Below are 19,874 nucleotides of genomic sequence, written 5' to 3'. Positions count from 1 at the left end.
GATTCGACAAACTCGCCGTCCGCTACCTGGCCACGATCCACATCGCCGCCATCAACCAGTGGCTACGGTGCATTGACTTTCAAAACACGCCCTAGAGCGGCATGAGGTGATGTTTGCGTGGACCGTGTCGAATTGTCTTGTCGCGCAGCAGGCGTAGCGCTTTGCGGATCTCCAGTCGAGTATGAGCGGGTTCGATGACCGCGTCGATGTAGCCGCGTTCGGCGGCTATCCAGGGTGTTGCCGCGGTCGCGTTGTAGAAGTCGATCAGCTGCTGGCGCAGGACGGGTCGCTCGGTCTCGGGGACGGCCGCGAGTTGCCGCCGTTGGGTCAGGCTGACAGCGGCTTCCGCGCCCATGACGGCGATGCGGGCGGTCGGCCAGGCGAGGTTGATATCGCCGCCGAGTTGTTTGGATCCCATCACCGCGTACGCGCCGCCATAGGCTTTGCGCACGATGACCGTGACGATCGGGACGGTCGCTTCGACCACGGCATAAAAGAATCGGCCGCCGCGTTTGATGACGCCGATCTTCTCCTCTTCCACGCCCGGCAGCACGCCCGGGGTGTCGACGATGAAGATCAGTGGGAGACCGAACGCGTCGCAGAGCCGGATGAAATGCGCCGCCTTGTCCGAACAGCGAGCGTCGATCGCACCGCTGGACATCAGCGGCTGATTGGCGATCACGCCGACGCTGCGGCCGTCCACGCGCGCGAAGCCGGTGATGATATTTCGGGCGGCGGCATCACCGACTTCGTGGCAGTCGCCGTCGTCGAAGATCCTCGCCAGGACGTCGTACATGTCGTACCCGGAGCGATCGGAGTCGGGAATCAGAGTATTCAATTCCCGGTCGCTGTCGGTGATTTCGGGTTCGATCCCCGGATTCACCACCGGAGGTTGCTCGAAGCAGTTGGACGGCATGAAGCTCAGATACCCTCGCGCCCAGTCGAAGGCCGCTCGCTCGTCCACGGCAATGTGATGGATATTGCCGTTGTGGGCTTGGTTGAACGCGCCACCGAGTTCTTCGAGGGTGACCTCCTCCCCGGTGGTCTCGCGGATGATGTCCGGACCGGTCACGAACATGTACGCGGATTCGGTCGCGATCAGCACATCGGTGTTGATCGGTGAATAGACTGCTCCCGCAGCACATTTGCCCAGCATCACCGACACCTGCGGTACCGCCCCGGACATACGCAGTTGCCGACGACTCAGGGCCGCGTACCAGCTGAGCGAGGTCACCGCGTCCTGTACCCGAGCTCCACCGGAGTCATTGATCGCGACGAACGCGCACCCCACATCGGCCGCCAAATCCATGGCCGCGGCGACTTTCCGGCCGAACATCTCTCCGATCGATCCGCCGTACACGGTCTGATCGTGCGAAATCACCACCACCGCACGCCCGTCGACGGTGCCCCGGCCGGTGACGACACCGTCGCCGTAGAGAGCATCCGCCCGGCCCGGTTCGCGCACGAGCGCGCCGATCTCGATGAAACTGCCCGGATCCAAGAGCATTTCGATGCGCTGACGCGGGCTGGGAATGTTCTTCGCCGCTCGCTTGGCGATCCCGGCCGCGCCCGTCGGTTCGTGCGCCTCCGCCAGATTCCGCTGCAGCAATGCATGTTTCGCGCCGGTGGTCGTCACAGATGGGTCCTCCCTGGAACCGGGGCTGCCGGTTTCGCCTTCAGGGGCCGACCCTAGCTGGAATAGACCGGTTCACAACTATGTGTACTGCAATAAACTCGAGGCCGTGTCGTCCACAGCAATGCATAGCGGTGCAACGAGTTACCAGGCGCGCGCGGGCCGCGCCCTCGAAGAACACACCAAAGCGATGATCGTCGCCGCCGCCGAACGGGTGATGATGGAACGCATCGGCTCACCACGTACGGGCAATTCGATCGAGCGACTCACCCTCGCCGATGTGTGCGGCACCGCCCGCGGATACATTCGGCGTGACGGCACCGAGGGTCCAATTCCCAAGGCCACCATGTGGAAACACTTCAAGACCGTCGAAGCGCTCGCGATAGCGGTCATCGAAAATCTGACAGCGGACGATCGCCCCGTCCCGGATCAGATCGCGGATCTCACCACACGCGGCGGGCCCGTCAGCACTCGGCTCGACCGGGGCGACGCGCAACGACTGGAGGCGCGATTCTCCGCGCGGCACTACGACATCGCTCGTCTGGAAGAACAGTTCGACCACGCGTCGAGCGGCGATGAACACTCCGACATGCTTTTCTGGGCGGCCGAGCTCGCCGAACGTCACCTACAACAGCGCCGGCGCGGGGATCAGCAACCGGTGGTCGCGGCCCGAGACTGGGCGCGCCGGGGAATCGCCCTGGTCGATCCGGAGGCCCGCCTGGATTGCATGATGGGGATACGCTGCACCCGTGCGGCGGCCGCCGCCGAGGTAATCCTGTGCAGGAAAACCGATTACGAGCCCACCGGCCTGAGCCGAATCCGGTCCATCAAGGAAACCGAGATGACATTCGCCGACACGCTGGGCTGGCGGCTCCACCACGAGTTGGCACGATTCCACGCCGACCACGCCCGCGCACTCGCTGAAGAGGATCCGGACCGCGAAATGCGTTCGCTCCACACGATCGCCGCCACGCTGATCGAACTCTGTGGCTCCGGCCCGAGCGCCGCCCGGGAGCCGCAGGACACGCTGCGAGCCAGCGAACTCGCCGATGTCATCCTCGGACTGCGCCAAATCCACATGGCGTATGCGAGCCATCCCGAACACCGCCGGCTCTACGCCGCCATCTTCGGCGACAACATCGAAGGCATCACGCGAAAGTTGTTGTCCTGCTTCTCCGCAACCAGCAAGGAACGCCAGCGCCACGAAGGCAATATCCGAGCGCTACTCCACCTCGACGATCTCACTCGCCCGGACCCCACCGCCGAATTCGACCGCGTCCCTACGACCTTGGACAGCGATGAACAGGCGGCGATCGACATGCTTCGAACCGCGGAATACGGCATCGTCCGCGACATCCTCGTCGCGCGCTACCTGACCGCGAAAGCACACGCTCTCACCAGCCTCGACGAGAACCACCCCGCCGAGCGCACGGTCACTGACCGCTCCCTGGTCCACCCCCGCCCGGCCGCCCTCATCCAGGCCGCCCTCCAGTTCTACAACCACACCGCCGCGGCGAGCCCACGCGGCGCGGTAGGTGTACTCCGTGCGATCGCCGCCGACGCCGGCGCCGACCTGAACCGCGCACACCCATCGCATGACGCACGCACGCCTCCCGGGAGCGAATTCGACACCATCGCCAAAGCCATCAACGACCTGGTCCTGATCACCATCAGTCGCCGAAACCGCTTCACCGACAACGAGATCGAACGTCTCATCGACATGATCGATCCGATGTACTACTACATCACCTCGGGCCGGAACTGAACGGCCGAGGCATCAGTTCAGGTAGTCCTCTTCCAGCCGTTCCACGACCCACGCCCAATAGGCGGACTTCTCCCACTCGTGCGCCCGGATCGCGGCGATCAGCTCGCGCGCGGTAGCGTCGGAGTCCGGATCTTCCAGCGGCGCGGCCAGAGTCGCCATCAGCGCCACCGCACCCGCCGCCTCGCGCACCGAGGCGAATGCGATGCCCTGATCGCCCTCGCCGTGATCCCACCCGCTCGGGGCGTAGACCTGCACCACGCCCGTCTCGCCATCGAGCATCAGGGTCATTTCCCCGTAGAAGGTGCCCAGCCCGTAGGCGTACTTGGCGGGCGGAGAATCGTCGTCGGGGTAACGGCGGCCGAACAGCTCGTCCGGATCCGCTTCCCACATACCCTTTTCCGGCAGATCCGCCGAGTCGAACCACTCGCGGTCGATCGCTACCGCCGGAAATCCCACCTCGGTGAAGAAGGCCCGTGACTCGGCGTGCTCGAGTCGCTCGGGCAACTCGGCCGGACGCCATAATGCATCGCCACCGACCCGTGCGGCCAGCCACTCGGGCGAGGGGTGACGAACAGCTCAGCAATGCGTGAGCAAACGTGATCGAATAGCTGTTTTACTGAGTGTATGAAGCTGGCCGAATGGGCTCGTGGACACGGTGTTCACCCGCAAACCGCGTATCGGTGGTTCCGGGAGGACAAGATGCCCGTGCCCGCCCGGCGGCTGGAATCCGGGACGATCTGGGCGAGACCACCGATGATCTGGTGCGCGAGATGATCGAGGTTCTGACCTGGATGTGTGCCGGTCTTTATGGCCGCCGTGGTGCGCGTAATCGAGCGCTGCGAGCGATCACCGCCACCAGAGCCGAACCGGCACAGGTGATCTGATGGCGAAGTTCGAGATCCCTGCCGGTTGGGTGGTGCAGGGGTATCGGTTCGCCCTGGACCCGACCCCAGCCCAGGAACGCTCGTTCCGCTCTCATGCCGGCGGTGCCCGCAAAGCCCACAACGTCATGCTGGGTGCGGTGAAAGCGGTCATGGACCAGCGCACTGCCGAACGCTCCTACGGCATCGCCGATCCCGGGCTGACACCCTCGATGAACTGGACGCTGGCCGGGTTGCGCAAGCAATGGAACCAGCGCAAAGGCGTGGTCGCGCCGTGGTGGGCCGAGAACTCGAAAGAGGCATACAACTCCGGCCTCGACTCCCTCGCTCGCGCCCTGGACGCGTGGAACAACTCGCGCACGGGCGAGCGCGCGGGAAAGCCGGTCGGGTTCCCGCGATTCAAGACCGCTCGGTCACGACGGGCGGTGCGGTTCACCACCGGCGTCATCAGGGTCGAGGCCGACCGTCACCATGTGGTGTTGCCGCGGATCGGGCGGATCAAAACCCATGAGTCGACTCGAAAGCTGCACCGACGCATCACCTCCGGCAGCGCGCGGATTCTCTCGGCCACCCTCGCCCAGGACGCGGCCGGGCGGTGGCATGTGGGGTTCCAGACGCTCGTCGCCCGAGCGGTCGAGGTGCCCGCTCATGTCGGTGCGCGAGCTCCGGTGGTGGGTGTCGACGTCGGAGTGAAGGCCGATTCACTGCTGGTCATCGCCACGCCCGATGGCCGCGAAATCGACCGCGTTCGGGCTCCGAAATCCCTGACCAGCGCCCAGAAACGACTACGCGCGCTCCAGCGCCGCGCAGCGCGGCAGCTCGGCCCCTACGATCGGGTCACCCAGTCCAGGCGGCAGGGGTCCAATCGCTGGCGCAGCACCCAAGGCCGGGTCGGTCGCACTCACGCGCATGCGGCGGCCGTGCGGCGCGATGTGCTCCACAAGGCCACCACCGAGCTCGCTCAGCGACATCAGGTGATCGTGGTGGAGACCTTGAACGTCTCCGGTATGCACGCGGGGGGTGGTGCCCGCAAGCGGGGGCTGAATCGGTCGATCGCTGATGCCGCGCTCGCCGAGATCCGACGCATGCTGACCTATAAAACTCGTTGGTACGGTTCGGTTCTGGTGGAGGCCGACCGTTTCTTTCCTTCGTCGAAAACCTGTTCCGGCTGTGGCAGGGGAAAGCCAAACCTGACACTCGCGGACCGGACGTATGTATGTGAGCACTGCGGTGTGGTGATCGACCGTGATCTCAATGCCGCGATCAACCTCGCCCGCCTCGGCGGGACCGGTACCGGGAGTGGCCCGGCCGCCAGTCACAGGACTGGAAACGGACGTGGAGTCAGGCAGGAGTCCGCGACCACGACAGTGGTCAACGCAGCAGGCGAGGAAGCGTCAACCCGGCACAACCAGATGGTTGATCGGACCGGGACCGCCGTACCGCAAGGTACGGCTGCCTGATGGATTCGAGCAATACTCACAATTGCTCACCAGAAGGCAACGGCTCGCCGCGTTGTTGATCTCGATCGTCATGGAGCCATTTAACATCGCTCCCGCACATCGACTTCGGCCACGGCACTATGGAGCGATGCATCCGACTCCGGAAAGCCGTTCGCTCCCAGCTGATTCCGCGCACACCAGCGACTACGAGAGTATCGTCGAGGGGTATACCGCCGAGAACGAGAACAGTCTGCTGAACGCGTACTACGAGCGGCCCGCAATGCTGGAGCTGGCAGACGATGTCGAGGGCCGACGGATTCTCGATGCCGGGTGCGGGGCGGGGCCGCTGTTCGCCGAGTTGCGCGATCGCGGGGCCATCATGACCGGAATCGACGCCAGCGCAAGGATGTTGGAGCAGGCCCGGCTGCGGCTGGGACCCGATGCGGATCTGCGTATCGCCGATCTGGCTGAGCCACTGCCTTTTCCGGATGCCGCGTTCGATGACATCGTCGCGTCCCTGGTCCTGCACTATCTACGCGACTGGGGACCGGCGCTGGCGGAACTGCGCCGGGTGCTGCGGCCCGGCGGCCGCCTCATCGTCTCGGTCGAGCACCCATTCGCGATCCATCTTGCCGAACGCGCCGACGGGCGGAAGAACGACTATTTCGATACCCGCAACCGTGTCGAGGAATGGACCATGGGCGGGCAGACCGCGACGCTGAGCTTCTGGGACCGGCCCCTGCACGCGATGACCGATGCCTTCATCGCCGCGGGTCTGCACATCGATGTCATCAGCGAACCACCTGCCACGCCCGCCGCCCGTGAACTGTTCCCCGAGGTGTTCGGCCAGGTAACCGGTTCGAGCTTCCTGGCATTCCTGTTCTTCGTCCTTCATCGCGACTGATCCGTTGCCTGGAGAAGACCTACGCCAGCGCGGTGTGAGGGCGGTGCAAGAGCCCGGGTTGAGGGTTGATGGCATGACGTGGGAGAGCGGCTATCGCGCCGATGGAAAGACCGTTCTGGTGACCGGTGCCAATACGGGGATCGGGTATTTCGCCGCGGAGCAGCTCGCGGCCGCCGGGGCGACAGTGGTGCTGGGATGCCGCGATGCGGGCAAGGCGGAGCTGGCCACGGCCGCGATTCGGGCTCGGGTCGACGGAGCTCGGGTTCGTCAGGTGCGCGTGGATTTGGCGAATCTGGAGTCGCTGCCCGCGACCGTGGACGCGCTCGGCGTCGACGCCCTGGACGCTGTCGTGCTCAACGCCGGTGTCCTGCTGTCCGGTCCGGAACGCCGTCTGAGCGCTCAGGGCCACGAATTGATGTTCGCCACGAACCATCTCGGGCATTTCGCGCTGGTCGCGCACCTCGCGCCATTGCTTTCCGCTGCCCGTGGCAGTCGGGTGATCACCGTGGGTAGCTTCGCGGCTCGGTCGGAGCGGCTCGATCTCGCCGATCTCGAATCCGAACACGACTACCGATCCAAGCGCACCTATGGGCGATCCAAGCTGGCGCAGATGCTGTTCGGCTTCGAGCTCGATCGCCGGTTGCGAACTCTCGACGCCGAGACGGCGAGCATTGTCGTGCACCCCGGTGGTGCGCTGGACGCGTTGACTCCGGCACGGCCACCGATATTCGCGCGCACCACAGCGCAACGCTTGAGTGGACTGCCCGCCAGGCTCGCACTGCACGGCAAAGACGCGGGCGCGCACCCCATCGTTCGCGCCGTGCTGGATCCCGATATCTCCGGCGGAGAGCTATGGGGGCCAAGGGTTTTCGGTCTCCGTGGACGGCCGCATCGGGAAACGCCGCGCCCGCACATGACCGACCTCGACACTGCTGCCGAATTATGGTCCGCCAGTGCGGCACTCACCGGTGTCGACCCGTTCGATTCTGCGGCAGTGCCCAATACCTCGCACGCACCGCGCCGATAGCGGCCGCCGAGGACGCTCACCCCTGCGAGCCGGTGTGCACATGTGATCGGAGCCCTTGCGGCCCGAACAGGATGAGCAGTTCGACCGCTCCACCATCGGCGCTGCCCAGCCAGTGCGGTACCGAGGTGTCGAATTCGGCGGCCTCGCCGGGCGGCAGGGTCAGATCGCGGGTGCCGACCAGCAATCGAAGATGGCCGTTGAGCACGTACAGCCATTCGAAGCCGTCGTGTGTCTGTGGCGTCGGCTCCAGTGGCGCCGGACGTGCGGGAATCATCATCTTGAACGCGTGCACACCACCCGGTCGCCGCGACAGCGGCACGAAGATCATCCCCGATCGGTGGATCGGTTTGAGATGGATGCGGGGATCGCCGGTACGGGGCGCGCCGACGAGATCATCCAATGGCACGTCATAGGTGCGAGAAAGCGGAAGCAGCAGTTCGAGGGTGGCTCGGCGTTGGCCGCTCTCGAGCCGGGACAGTGTGCTCTCGGAAACGCCGGTCGTCGCCGCGAGGGCGGCGAGGGTGATGCCGCGCTCGCGGCGTAGTGCGCGCAGGCGCGGGCCGACCGCGTCGAGCACCTCATCGGTATCGAAGTCCACGCATCTATCTTGCCGAAACCGCAAGTTCGCGTGCCAGATCGGGGTGTGCCGACCGAGACTGAGGCCATTCCGGCGTATCGCCGGATCCGCACCCGCTCAGGAGGACAGCGTGTCAAACAGCAAGTGCCGTAACGAGATTCGGGGGGTGCTGAGAGCGGGGCGCGCGGTCATCGCGATCGCCCTGGCGTTGTTATTGACGATGGCGGCCGCGGCCTGCTCCACCGCACCACCAGCGGTCCCTTCCTACGCTGCCGCCACCCACGACGATCCCCGGTTCGAGAACACTTTCCGACACGAATTCACCGACGTCGACGGCGTCCGCATGCACTATGTGACCGGCGGCAAGGGCACCCCGGTGGTACTGATCCACGGCTGGCCGCAAACCTGGTACGGCTGGTGGCCGATCATGCCCGCGCTCGCCGAGCACCATACGGTCTACGCGATCGATCTCCCGGGTCTCGGTGACAGCGTCGGCACACCCGCGGGCTACGACAAGGCCACCCTCGCCCGGTACGTGCACACCCTGATCGCCGACCGGCTCGGCGTGCGGGACGCGCGGGTCGTGGGTCACGACTTCGGAGCCGCGGTCGCCTTCCAATACGCCGACCAGTTCCCCGCCGACACCGCCCGCCTCGGTTACCTCGACCTACCGCTCCCCGGCCCCGCGATCGACGCGCCCACCTATCGAACGTTGAGCTGGCACATCGCTTTTCACTCCCAGCGCCGAGTTCCCGAAGCGATCGTCGGCGACCATGTCCGCGAGTATCTGGCGATGTTCTATCCGCAGGTCTCCTTCGGTGGCACCGCATTCGGCGGCACCTCCCAGGGCTCCCCCTTCACCGATGCCGACATCGACGAATTCGCGCGCACCTACAACCGGCCATCGGCCTTGGCGGGTGGATTCGAGCTCTACCGCGCGCTCGACGTCGATGTCCGCGACACCGTGGCTGACGCCCCGACAGCGGTCCCGACGCTGATCATGACCGCCCAGGGACAACTCGACGCGATTCGCGCCACGGTCGCACCACGCATGAGCAATATCGTTCGGGCCGTTGATGTTCCGCACGCGGGACACTGGCTGGTCGAGGAGAATCCCGAGTTCGTCACCGCGGAGCTCGAACGGTTCCTCGACTGAGATTCTCCATGAGAGCGCGGGCGGGTGGCCTCCCCGATCGCAGCGCGGTCCACTGCCCCGCACCCTCATCCGGGCGACTGCTCAACGGCACCGTGGAACGGGTGGGTCCTGGATTGCTCGGTCTGTCATCTCCGATCTTCATGAGATCTCGTCGACTGTGATCATGGCGGTGACCTCACACGTCGCCGCAGACCACCGGTGGCAGCACGTGCTGTCACCGGCTAGGGTCGCGCCGTGTCGTCGATGGTGAGGAGCAACGCGTGACCGATAGTGCGTCCCCCGGTTCGTCTGCGGGGCAGCTCGCTCGCAGCCTCGGCACCGGCGATGCGGTGGTGGTCGGGCTCGGCGCGATGATCGGGGCGGGGATATTCGCATCGCTCGGTCCGGCCGCGCACGCGGCCGGCTCGGGTTTGCTGGTGGGTCTGGTCGTCGCGGGTGTGGTCGCATACTGCAATGCGACATCCTCCGCGCGCCTGGCAGCCCGCTATCCGGCCTCCGGTGGCACCTACGTCTACGGCCGCGAGCGGCTCGGCGAATTCTGGGGCTATCTGGCGGGCTGGAGTTTCATCGTCGGCAAGAGTGCCTCGTGTGCGGCGATGGCGTTGACGGTCGGCACCTATCTCTGGCCCGGGCACGCGCATGCGGTCGCGGTGGCGGCGGTGGTCGCTCTGACCGCAGTGAACTACGGCGGAATCCAGAAGTCCGCGTGGCTGACCCGGGTGATTGTCGGGGTGGTGCTGGCGGTGCTGGCAGCGGTGGTCACTGCCGCGTTCACCAGCGGACATACCGACACCGCGCGGCTCGAGATCCGCGGTGACACCACCGTCACCGGCATCATGCAGGCGGCGGGCCTGTTGTTCTTCGCGTTCGCCGGATACGCGCGCATCGCGACCCTCGGCGAAGAAGTCCGCGATCCCGAGCGCACGATCCCCCGCGCCATCCCCGCAGCGCTGGGCATCACCTTGCTCGTCTATGCGACGGTCGCGGTCGCGGCCCTGCTCGTCCTTGGACCGCAACAACTTTCGACCGCGACGGCGCCGCTGACGGAGTTGGTGCGGGCTTCCGGTCACGAATGGTTGGTCCCGGTCGTGCGGATCGGTGCGGCGATCGCGGCGCTGGGTTCGCTGCTGGCGTTGATCCTGGGCGTCTCACGCACCACGCTCGCCATGGCCCGGGATCGACACCTGCCTTCAGTGCTCGCGGCCGTGCATCCACGGTTCCAGGTCCCTCATCGCGCCGAACTCGCCGTCGGTGCGGTAGTGGCAATCGCTTCGGCCACAACCGATCTGCGGGCGGCGATCGGGTTCTCCTCTTTCGGTGTGCTGCTCTACTACGCCATCGCCAATGCCGCCGCCTGGACTCTGACCGCAGCCGAGCGCCGTCCACCCAGACTGATCCCCATCCTCGGGCTGATCGGTTGTCTCGCTTTGGCATTCACGTTGCCACGGGTTTCAGTGCTCTTCGGTGCGCTGGTCATCGCATTCGGTGGCGCGATCTACGTATTGCGGGGCGTTATCGGCTCGCCCACCCAGCCGCGTTCGGAGGAGTCCTCGAAGCTGCCGGGATCGGACGAGCGGCGGTAGTGCCGGTGCGTCGCCAAACGATCGATTCGGGGCCCACCGGCAAGTACAGTGCCCAGGTGGCTGTCACCGTGGAACCCCTGACCGTGGTCGATGACGAGATCGTCGAAGCATTCGACCGCCTCCTCCCCCAACTCTCGACAACGGCCCCCCGCCTCGACCGAACAGCCCTGACCCACCTCGCCACCGCCGACGCAACCACCGTCCTCATAGCCCGAAGCGACGAAAAAATAGTCGGCACACTAACTCTGGTGATGTTCGCCCTCCCCTCGGGCCTCCGAGCCCGCGTAGAAGACGTCGTAGTAGACGACGCCGCCCGCGGCCAAGGCGTAGGCGCCCTCCTGATCGAAGCCGCCAAGTCCCGCGCAACCGCCGCCGGCGCCCGAACCCTCGACCTAACCTCCCGGCCCTCCCGAACCGCCGCCAACCACCTCTACGAACGCCTCGACTTCCACCCCCGAGACTCCCGCGTCTACCGCTTCATCCCACTCGACTGATTCCCTTTCCCACCTACTTGGTAAGTGTCAAAGACCTATATGCAGCAATAGCTTCACTCGTCATGATGGCGAGGCTGAGTCGAGGAACCGCGCACCGCTCGTGCTTGCCGTTTGTGGTAGGCAGGTGATGACGCTCTCGGGGCGAGACTCGGAGCAATGAGTTCCTGGGGGAACGATGGCCGGTATAGCCAAGTTCGGGGCGATCTCGCTCGACAGCAAAGATCCGCATGAGCTCGGGCAGTTCTATCAAGCGTTGCTGGGGTTCGAGATTCGGTATGAGACCGAGGATGTGGTTGTGATGCGCGGGGACGGGGTGATGCTGACGATCGAGCGGGTGGCCGATCATGTGCCGCCGGATTGGCCAGGGAACAAGGTTCCCAAGCAGATGCATATGGAACTGTTTGTGGCAGAACTGGATAGCGGGGAGGAGGCGGCGGTTGCGCTCGGGGCGGTGAAGCCGGAGTTTCAGCCTGCGCCGGATCGGTGGCGGGTGCTGTTGGATCCGTCGGGGCATCCGTTCTGCTTGACGGTTCCGCCCAGCGTCTAGTGGTACGAGCTTCGAATTATGGCCACTGCTGATCCGCATCGGGTTGCGCTGGATCATGTCCTGGCCGTGGTGGCCAATTCGGACTGGGGCGCTGGAATGGTGTTGCGCGGCAGTATGACTCTGCTGGCGTGGCTCGGACCCGAGGCTCGACCGCCGGGCGATCTCGACTGGATCGTGCTCGAACCGCAGTTCTGCGATCCCCTCGACCCCTACCCGTTCCTGGACTCCATCGAAACGGTTCAACAATGGCCGGAGGCCGACGACGGCGCTGCCCGCGCCGAGATCTGGACCGACGAAGACTTCGACACCTTCGGCCTGCGCCCGAAACTTCCCCCGGACGGCTTGCGGTGGATCCGCGCCGATGAATTCGAACGCCCTTCGCTACAGGATGATTTGACCGCCGCCATCTCATGCGATCCTTTCGCCAGTGATGACGTCACGCTCAATGCCCGCGGCATTCACACCGACGAACAATGGCCGTATTTCGACAGCTACGGCAGCACCGGCACCAGACTGATCGTGCCGTGGGACAGCGAGGATTACGGATCCGGCCAGCTACACCTGGATTTCGCCGTCGACCACACCCTGCCCGATCCACCCGTGTGGACCGCGGTCCCCCGCGCCGACGGTCGCCCACCAACCCCGGTCCCAACCGCCTCCAGAGAACTATCCCTGGCATGGAAACTACTCTGGCTGCACACCGATGCGACCGAATCCGGCCACGCGAACGGCAAGGATCTCTACGACGCGGTCCTGCTGGCCGAATCCCCGCACACCGCACTCACCGCCCGACTACTGCGCACAGTTCTCGGTACCAGAACTCGCGACCTCACTCCCACCGCCATGCGGGATTGGGAAGTCGACTGGACCGATTTCCGCGCTAGCCACCCTGGCGTTAGCGGCGAGCTCGGCGACTGGCTCGACCGGCTGGTTCGAGCCCTCGAACCGAATCTTGCTCTCGCAGTGCGGAAAACGACTCGCGGTGCCGACGCCTAGGCCCCTCGAAGCCGAGAATTCAAGCGCGTAGACCGGGCAGCATGACCTCGCGCGGGACGATGCGGCGGGTGTGGGCATAGACGGCGGCGTGGACTCGGTCGCGGACGCCTAGTTTGGCCAAGACGTTGGAGACGTGGGTTTTGACTGTCTGTTCGCCTACACCGAGGATGCGGGCGATTTCGGGGTTGGTGTAGGCGTTGGCTATCAGGAGCAGGACCTGATGTTCACGGGCGGTGAGGGATTCGAGTTCGGGGGCTACCGGGAAGGGGTCGATTCCGGTGGCGAGGCGGGCCATCAGGCGTCGGGTCAGGCTGGGGTCGATGAGGGCGGTGCCGTGGGCCGCGGTGCGGATGGCCGAGAGCAGGCCCGCCGAGGGCAGCGTTTTGCTGAGGAATCCGGTCGCACCGAGACTCATTGCACGGTACAGGTTTTCGTCGGATTCGTGGTTCGTGAGGGTGAGGATGCGGGTGGGGCTCTCGGGTGCGGTCGCGGCGGCCTCGAGGCCCGGCATGTCCAGCGAGATCAGAGCCACATCGGGTTGCAGGCGCTGGATTTCGCGGAGGGCGGCCACGCCGTCACCGACCTCGGCGACGCATTCGATATCGGGCTGGCCGCTGATCACCGAGCGCAGGCCCGATCGAAACACCAGATGTCCGTCGGCGATCAGCACCGAAATCGCCGACAGCGATGCGGCATCGGGGGCCGCGGGCGTGTGCTCGGCGAGGCTGGCGACCTCGACGGGAGCGGGCAGCGGCGCGTTCCCGACCGTTCCGCTGACCGTCAGCGTCGCCGCGGTGACGGCAACCGCCAGTGATGACGCGGCCCGCAGCAGTGGACGTCCCGATGTATTCGTGGCCATACCTTCCGACCTTAGGGTCAGCGCAGGAAACCTTCATAGTTCCGGTTCAACAGCTGGCTTTCGATTTGTTTGACCGTATCGAGGCCGACACTCACCACGATCAGCACCGATGTGCCGCCGAGCGCCAGAGTTTGGGTGGTATCAGTAGCTCCGAAGTGCAACAGCAGGTTCGGTAGCACCGCGACTACACCGAGGTAGAGCGACCCGGGCAGCGTGATGCGGCTCAGCACATGGCTGAGGTAGTCCGAGGTCGGCTTCCCCGGGCGATACCCGGGTATGAACCCGGCGTACTTCTTCATCTCATCCGCGCGCTCCTCCGGATTGAAGGTGATCGCGACATAGAAGTAGGTGAAGAACACGATCATCGCGAAGTAGACCCCGACATACACCGGACTGCTCGGATTGACCAGGTACTTCGTAATCCACACCTGCCACATAACCGGATTCCCCGAATCGCTCCGAGTCAACTGCGCCAACAGATTCGGCAGATACAGCAGCGAGGACGCGAAGATCACCGGAATCACCCCGGCCTGATTCACCTTCAACGGCAGATACGTCGACGACCCGCCATACATCTTGCGCCCCACCACGCGTTTGGCATACTGCACCGGAATCCGCCGCTGCCCCTGCTCCACGAACACCACCCCGACGATCGTCAGCAATGCCGCACCGCAGATCCCGGCGAAAACCAGCACGCCCTGACTGTCCAGAATTGCCATGCCCTGCGTAGGAATCCGCGCCGCGATACCGGCGAAGATCAACAGCGACATCCCGTTTCCCACACCGCGCTCGGTGATCAGCTCGCCGAACCACATGGTCAGCGCCGCACCGGCGGTCATGACGAGCACGATGATGATCATCGAGAACAGCGAACTATCCGCCAGCACGGACTTATCGCACCCCGGCAGCAGCTGCCCATGACCGGCCAGCGCCACCAGCGTCGACGCCTGCAACACCGCCAGTGCGACAGACAGATACCGGGTGTACTGCGTGATCTTGTTCTGCCCGGTCTGCCCCTCCTTGCGCAACTCCTCGAACCGCGGAATCACCACGGCCAGCAACTGGGTGATGATGCTCGCGGTGATGTACGGCATGATCCCGATCGCGAACACGGTGAGCTGCAACAGCGCCCCGCCGGAGAACAAACTGATCAGCTGATAGATCCCACCCGATTGCCCACCGGACGCGTTGTCGACACAACCGCGCACCCCCTTGTAGTCGACCCCGGGCGACGGCAAAGTCGCCCCGAGCCGATACAGCGCGAGCAGCCCGAGTGTGAGCAGAATCTTCCGCCGCAGATCCGGGGTCCGCAAAGCGGGCGCGAGGGCGGAAAGCAAGGATCCTCCTGTGAACGTGGCTGTTGCACAGGCGAATCCCGCTATGAATGATCAGCGTCGAGCCTGCCGGGACCCTCGACGCTACGGACCACCGACCCTCGCACACGTCGCCCGCAGGGCGGACTTCCGCCTCCCTCGATCGGGGGAATCGCGGGCCGTCAGCTCTTCCCGAGCCAGACCAGAAATGCCACGACCATCGCCTGCACGCCGGTATCGAGCGTGGGTTGCAGGGCCGGGGCGAACTGCGGACTGTGGTTGGTCGGAATGGCCTTGCCGCTGTCGAACAGCGCCGAATCGGTGCAGCCGATCACCCAGTACAGATACGGCACTCCGAACGCCTTGGGGATCTCCGGAAAATCCTCGCTGGGTGTCGTGGACCCCGTCTGCGCATAAGCGGCACCGAAGAATTCGGCGAACGCAGCAGCGACCTTGCCACTGACCTCCGGATCATTGATCACCGGTTCGGTATCGACGATTTTCACCACATCCGGCTTCTTCTGCACCCCCGCCGCCTGCGCCACCGCGTCCACGATCCGCCGAATCGACGCCTCGAAATGCGCGCGGGTGCCGTCATCGTACGACCGTGTGCTGAGCTGCAACTCCGCGGTATCGGCAATGACATTGCCCGCGTTGCCCGCACGAATCTTGCCCACGGTCAGCGACGCCGGTGTCTTGGCGGCCAACTCCCGCGAGACGATCGTCTGCAGCGCCAGCACCGTCGAGGCCGCGATCACCACCGGATCGATCGCCGCCTCGGGCATCGAACCGTGCGCCCCGCGCCCGTGGATCGTGATGTCGAACAACTGCGCCGACGATAGGAAAGGCCCGGGACAGATCTTCACCTCCCCGGCCCGAAACGGCAGAACATGCTGTGCCAGCGCCACATCCGGCGCCGGAATCCGATCGGTCAACCCATCGGCGACCATTCCCGCGGCCCCCGCCCCGGTCTCCTCCCCCGGCTGGAACAACACCTCGAGCGTGCCCTGCCACATGTCCCGCGCCGAGGCCATCAACCGTGCCGCACCCAACAACCCGGCGGTATGAAGATCATGCCCGCATGCGTGCATCACCGGAAACTCATTGCCGAACCGATCCCTTCCGGTCACCGTGCTGGCATACGACAGCCCCGTCTCCTCCCGCACCGGCAGCGCGTCCATATCCGCGCGAGCCAGCACGCACGGCCCCGGCCCATTGCGCAGAATTCCGACAACCCCGGTCCTGCCGATCCTTTCGACCACCTCGAATCCCCACTCGCGCAACAGCTTCGCAACCAGGCCAGCGGTCTCGACTTCCATCATCCCGAGCTCTGGATGGGTATGCAGTCTCCGGTAGTACCCCTCCACGTCGGAGCGAATCCCCTCGAGACCCTTCAGAACCTTTTGCGCGTCGGATGTGGACACGGGTGCCACCTTTCCCGGGACGAGGACCAAAGTCCGATTGCTACCGGATAGCAGTCTTCGATCACATCACATTCACCCGCCCCGAACGGGCGGAAGCGGCATAGCTCCCAAAGCGAATCCGGATCTGCATACGACCGGAAGGGTTGGAGTGCGGGTGAATTCAGTACACGGGCGACCGGCTCGAGCGGGAGCAGGTAGGCGGCCTCGCTGCGCGGCGCAATCACTCCCCCGACTCAGGTCAGAACGGCTTTCGGGCGGCGATGAACAGATCGGGTTCCGGTGCGGCATCCGGGTGATCGGGCTGGAATTCGACTACCCGCTCGCGCAGCACGTCCAGGCCCGCGTCCGTGAGGCGGCGGTGGAATTCCTCGGGCGGGTAGCTGCTGACGGTGACCGGCTTGCCCATGAACTCGATATCGATTCCCTCGATGTCGGCGGGCACGGTGGCGAACAGGAAGGTTCCGCCTGGAGTCAGCCATCGAGCGAATTCCACGAGGGCGGAGTCGATTTCGGCTCTGGTCAATTGCAGCAGCGGAAAGAACGCCGTTACCGCGTCCCAGGTTCCGTCGGGATAGGACAGCGTCCGCAGGTCCGCGACCTCGAACCGCGCACCGGGAACCTGCGCCCGCGCGATCTCGATCATCCCGGGCGAGATATCGCACCCTGTGACATCATGCCCTGCCGCCACCAGCACCTCGGCCGTCGGCCGCCCGGTCCCGCAACCGACATCGAGCACCTTGGCCCCGTCGGACAGCTGTGTCAGCAACCATTCGAGTTCCTCGCGATGCGCCGGATGCCCGACAAACGCCTTCTCGTAATCCTTGCCCAAGCTGTCGAACACCTCAGCGGCCGAAAGTCCCATGTTTGCCAACGTAATCGAGAATTCGCAGCCGGGCAGGGGTGATCGGCTATTCGGTCCGGGCCGGACGGTAGTCGGAAATTCGGTGGTCCGCGGGGCGGCCGCTCGGACACACTGCCGGGCGTGGCCATATCGGACAAGCTCACCCGGTCGCCCAGCCGTGGCCGGGCGACCACGCTCAGCCTGACCTCCTGGGTGCTGTTCGCGAGTTCGGGTCCGCTCGCGGCGGCGGTGATGGCGGCGGGGTGGTCCCCCGCGGCGGTGACCTCGGTGCGGATCCTGTTGGCCGCGGTGCTGCTGGTGCCGACGGTCGCGGTACTGCGGCCGCACGCATTGCGCTTCGGTCGTGCCGACCTCGGGCTGCTGCTCGGCTACGGACTATTGGGCGTCGCCGGAGTGCAGCTGCTGTTCTTCGTCGCGGTCTCCCGGATTCCGGTCGGGGTGGCGATGGTCCTGGTCAATATCGCGCCCGCCCTGGTCGCGGTGTGGGCACGGGTGGTGCGCGGCACCCGATTGCCCGAATCGGCCTGGGCGGGAATCGTACTGGCGCTCGGTGGGCTGGTCGTGGTCGCGCAGCCGTGGCAGGCCACCGGCCTGGATCGACTCGGCGTCGCCGCCGGGATCGGCGCGGCCATCTGTTCGGCCGGATACTTCCTGCTCGGCGAACACGGTGCGGGCAAACATGATTCATTCGGGCTGACCGCCGCCGGGCTGGCGATCGGTGCGGTGCTGGTGGCGGCGCTCGCCCCGCCGTGGTCGCTGCCACTGGGACAGCTCGACAACGTTGCGACACTGGGCAGTACGCGCGCCCCGGTGTGGTTGGTGCTGTTGGTACTTGCCGTGGCCTGCACCGTACTGCCCTACCTGACAGGACTGCTGGCATTGCGTGAATTACCCGCAATCCGCGCAAGCGTGCTGGCGTTGGTCGAGCCGCTGGTCGCTACCGTACTGGCCTGGCTATTGCTGGGCCAGGCGATCGGCCCGGCCCAACTGACCGGTGCGGCAATCCTTTTGACCGGCGCGGTATTGGTACAGATAGCTCTACCTGCGGCCACCCCCTAGTCCTATCCGGATCGGTTGGAGGTGCCGGCGGCGCGGGATTGTTCGCGATTGGCCACAAGGGTGCGGCGGCGCTCGCCCATTGCCTCGGCGGGTGATTCACCGGTGGTCAACGCGGTGAACAAGACCAGGGCATCTTCGATGGCTTCGCGCGCCCCGCGCACGGCGGCGGGGGTGATGGCGTGGTCGGCATCGCCGATCAAGATGACCGGTGGCGCGGGCGGACGGGCATCGGCGAGGGGGACGCTGCGGGTGTTGGAGACATGAATTGTGCTGGTGGCGTCCAGGATTGCGCCGATCAGAGCTGTCGCGTCCGGATCCGCGCCGAGGACGGTCTCGGCCCAGTCCGCAGCGGGATGAAAGCCGCTGTCGCCCTCGGCAATTGGATCCCGGGTGAGGCGGGTGAACCAGAAGACCGTCTTGTCGGTGGCAAGGTGCCCGAACGAACTCAATGGCATGGGACCGTGGCCGAATTGACCGTGAAAGTGCATGACGGATGGATCGGCAGGCAGTGACACCGGATGCGAGGTCTGGCCGTAGATGACGATCTGCCCGGCGTAAACCGGTGTGCGCGTCGGCTCGAGCAGAGTTCGGGCGAGCGAATCGATGCCGTCGGCGGCAATAACCAAGCCGTCGCCGGACAGTTCACCGTCGGTTGTGTGCAATGCGCCCGTGCCGAGATCGATATCGGTGATGGTGTGCCCGTATCGGATATCCGTGCCCGCCGCACCGGCGAATTCGTTGAGCACCCGCATCAGTTCGGTGCGTTCGTAGAGGCGGTGCCCGCGATTGGGCCCGGTGTTGCGCCCCTCGGGCAGGTAATGGAAGGCGAAGCCGCCGGGAATCGGGTGTGACGCGGCGTGCAGCGCCTCGATCGAAACGCCCAGCGCGGTGAGGGATTGGTGGGCGTCCCCATCGAGCACCATGAACGCCCCGCTGGCGGGCCCGGTCCGCCGTTCGTACACGGTCACTGGATGTCGTTGCCGGGCAAGGGCTCCGCCGAGCACGGTGCCTGCGATACCGCCACCGAGAATGGTGACCATGACGAGCCTCCTGAACGCTGGATGGGTCGGGCAGAGCGATCACAGCACAGCGTCGATGGCGGTATCGGTGTTCTCGAGCGACTACAGGAATGTCAGCTCACAAAGGCACCGCGATCGGCTCCTCCACGATAACTTGCGGTGCCGCATGGCGATTCGGTCGCAAGGTGAGCAGCGCGATGGGGATGCCGACCGCGACGATGGCCGCGGCGATGATGATCGCGAAGCGGTAGCCGTCCAGGAACGCGGTCAAGAGTATCCACCGTCGGGTCCGCACTGCGCAATTCGACGATGATGAACGCCGCCAGCCTCGAGCGC

At 65.4% G+C, this 19,874-nt stretch carries 19 protein-coding genes and 1 pseudogene; 11 read left to right on the top strand and 9 right to left on the bottom strand.

The window, feature by feature from the left end:
- Positions 1 to 91: 91 nt before the first annotated feature.
- The gene (locus AB0L82_RS39545; RefSeq protein ID WP_364649139.1) at positions 92 to 1,609 is read right to left on the bottom strand and encodes an acyl-CoA carboxylase subunit beta; all 1,518 of its coding nucleotides are present in this window, start codon (positions 1,607 to 1,609) and stop codon (positions 92 to 94) included.
- A 133-nt stretch (positions 1,610 to 1,742) separates the two neighbouring features.
- Here AB0L82_RS39545 and AB0L82_RS39540 point away from each other — a divergent pair, with 133 nt between their 5' ends.
- Complete coding sequence (locus tag AB0L82_RS39540) at positions 1,743 to 3,398, top strand: hypothetical protein (protein WP_364649121.1); 1,656 nt, start codon at positions 1,743 to 1,745, stop codon at positions 3,396 to 3,398.
- A gap of 12 nt (positions 3,399 to 3,410) precedes the next feature.
- Here AB0L82_RS39540 and AB0L82_RS39535 read toward each other — a convergent pair whose 3' ends face one another.
- Entirely contained in the window at positions 3,411 to 3,902 is a 492-nt protein-coding gene (locus AB0L82_RS39535) for a hypothetical protein (protein WP_364649118.1), read from the bottom strand.
- Positions 3,903 to 4,150: 248 nt separating this feature from the next.
- On the opposite strand from AB0L82_RS39535, the pseudogene AB0L82_RS39530 reads away from it, so the two are divergent.
- The 4 genes and pseudogenes from AB0L82_RS39530 to AB0L82_RS39515 form a co-directional block, all read left to right on the top strand.
- A pseudogene (locus tag AB0L82_RS39530) lies at positions 4,151 to 4,282 on the top strand (IS607 family transposase); the annotation flags it as partial.
- Positions 4,282 to 5,739 (top strand): IS607 family element RNA-guided endonuclease TnpB, encoded by a 1,458-nt coding sequence (gene tnpB / locus AB0L82_RS39525; protein ID WP_364649115.1) that lies wholly within the window; start codon positions 4,282 to 4,284, stop codon positions 5,737 to 5,739. The pseudogene AB0L82_RS39530 and the gene tnpB, both read left to right, overlap by 1 nt.
- Before the next feature lie 127 nt (positions 5,740 to 5,866).
- Positions 5,867 to 6,622, top strand: coding sequence for a class I SAM-dependent methyltransferase (locus AB0L82_RS39520; protein WP_364649112.1), 756 nt, complete (start codon positions 5,867 to 5,869; stop codon positions 6,620 to 6,622).
- 73 nt (positions 6,623 to 6,695) lie between these two features.
- The gene (locus tag AB0L82_RS39515) at positions 6,696 to 7,649 is read left to right on the top strand and encodes an SDR family NAD(P)-dependent oxidoreductase (RefSeq protein WP_364649109.1); all 954 of its coding nucleotides are present in this window, start codon (positions 6,696 to 6,698) and stop codon (positions 7,647 to 7,649) included.
- A gap of 16 nt (positions 7,650 to 7,665) precedes the next feature.
- Here AB0L82_RS39515 and AB0L82_RS39510 read toward each other — a convergent pair whose 3' ends face one another.
- A complete protein-coding gene (locus AB0L82_RS39510) occupies positions 7,666 to 8,247 on the bottom strand; it encodes an XRE family transcriptional regulator (RefSeq protein ID WP_364649106.1) in 582 nt (193 codons plus the stop codon).
- A gap of 109 nt (positions 8,248 to 8,356) precedes the next feature.
- Here AB0L82_RS39510 and AB0L82_RS39505 point away from each other — a divergent pair, with 109 nt between their 5' ends.
- From AB0L82_RS39505 to AB0L82_RS39485, 5 genes are all read left to right on the top strand, one after another.
- Positions 8,357 to 9,382, top strand: coding sequence for an alpha/beta hydrolase (locus AB0L82_RS39505; RefSeq protein ID WP_364649103.1), 1,026 nt, complete (start codon positions 8,357 to 8,359; stop codon positions 9,380 to 9,382).
- Between the two features lie 260 nt (positions 9,383 to 9,642).
- Positions 9,643 to 10,965, top strand: coding sequence for an APC family permease (locus AB0L82_RS39500; RefSeq protein ID WP_364649099.1), 1,323 nt, complete (start codon positions 9,643 to 9,645; stop codon positions 10,963 to 10,965).
- A 56-nt stretch (positions 10,966 to 11,021) separates the two neighbouring features.
- Positions 11,022 to 11,459: a GNAT family N-acetyltransferase gene (locus AB0L82_RS39495; protein ID WP_364649096.1), complete on the top strand. Its 438-nt coding sequence runs from the start codon at positions 11,022 to 11,024 to the stop codon at positions 11,457 to 11,459.
- Positions 11,460 to 11,634: 175 nt separating this feature from the next.
- Complete coding sequence (locus tag AB0L82_RS39490; RefSeq protein WP_364649093.1) at positions 11,635 to 12,006, top strand: VOC family protein; 372 nt, start codon at positions 11,635 to 11,637, stop codon at positions 12,004 to 12,006.
- A gap of 18 nt (positions 12,007 to 12,024) precedes the next feature.
- Positions 12,025 to 13,002 carry a nucleotidyl transferase AbiEii/AbiGii toxin family protein gene (locus AB0L82_RS39485; RefSeq protein WP_364649089.1) on the top strand — a complete coding sequence of 326 codons (978 nt, stop codon included), beginning with the start codon at positions 12,025 to 12,027 and terminating at the stop codon, positions 13,000 to 13,002.
- A gap of 19 nt (positions 13,003 to 13,021) precedes the next feature.
- Here the strand turns inward: AB0L82_RS39485 and AB0L82_RS39480 are convergent, their stop codons facing one another.
- From AB0L82_RS39480 to AB0L82_RS39465, 4 genes are all read right to left on the bottom strand, one after another.
- The gene (locus AB0L82_RS39480; protein WP_364649086.1) at positions 13,022 to 13,861 is read right to left on the bottom strand and encodes a response regulator transcription factor; all 840 of its coding nucleotides are present in this window, start codon (positions 13,859 to 13,861) and stop codon (positions 13,022 to 13,024) included.
- Positions 13,862 to 13,878: 17 nt separating this feature from the next.
- Positions 13,879 to 15,198 (bottom strand): preprotein translocase subunit SecY, encoded by a 1,320-nt coding sequence (secY, locus tag AB0L82_RS39475; RefSeq protein ID WP_364649083.1) that lies wholly within the window; start codon positions 15,196 to 15,198, stop codon positions 13,879 to 13,881.
- A gap of 158 nt (positions 15,199 to 15,356) precedes the next feature.
- Positions 15,357 to 16,598: an amidohydrolase gene (locus tag AB0L82_RS39470; protein ID WP_364649080.1), complete on the bottom strand. Its 1,242-nt coding sequence runs from the start codon at positions 16,596 to 16,598 to the stop codon at positions 15,357 to 15,359.
- A gap of 238 nt (positions 16,599 to 16,836) precedes the next feature.
- Complete coding sequence (locus AB0L82_RS39465; protein WP_364649077.1) at positions 16,837 to 17,460, bottom strand: methyltransferase domain-containing protein; 624 nt, start codon at positions 17,458 to 17,460, stop codon at positions 16,837 to 16,839.
- Positions 17,461 to 17,580: 120 nt separating this feature from the next.
- Between AB0L82_RS39465 and AB0L82_RS39460 the strand changes: the two genes are divergently transcribed.
- Positions 17,581 to 18,519, top strand: coding sequence for an EamA family transporter (locus AB0L82_RS39460; RefSeq protein ID WP_364649074.1), 939 nt, complete (start codon positions 17,581 to 17,583; stop codon positions 18,517 to 18,519).
- A gap of 2 nt (positions 18,520 to 18,521) precedes the next feature.
- On the opposite strand, the gene AB0L82_RS39455 is transcribed toward AB0L82_RS39460, so the two are convergent.
- Entirely contained in the window at positions 18,522 to 19,559 is a 1,038-nt protein-coding gene (locus tag AB0L82_RS39455) for an NAD(P)/FAD-dependent oxidoreductase (protein WP_364649071.1), read from the bottom strand.
- Between the two features lie 97 nt (positions 19,560 to 19,656).
- Complete coding sequence (locus AB0L82_RS39450) at positions 19,657 to 19,809, bottom strand: hypothetical protein (RefSeq protein WP_364649068.1); 153 nt, start codon at positions 19,807 to 19,809, stop codon at positions 19,657 to 19,659.
- Positions 19,810 to 19,874: the final 65 nt, after the last annotated feature.

It is taken from the genome of Nocardia sp. NPDC052001, from assembly GCF_040680615.1.
GTDB lineage: Bacteria > Actinomycetota > Actinomycetes > Mycobacteriales > Mycobacteriaceae > Nocardia.
This window is presented reverse-complemented; position numbering and strand designations above follow the sequence as displayed.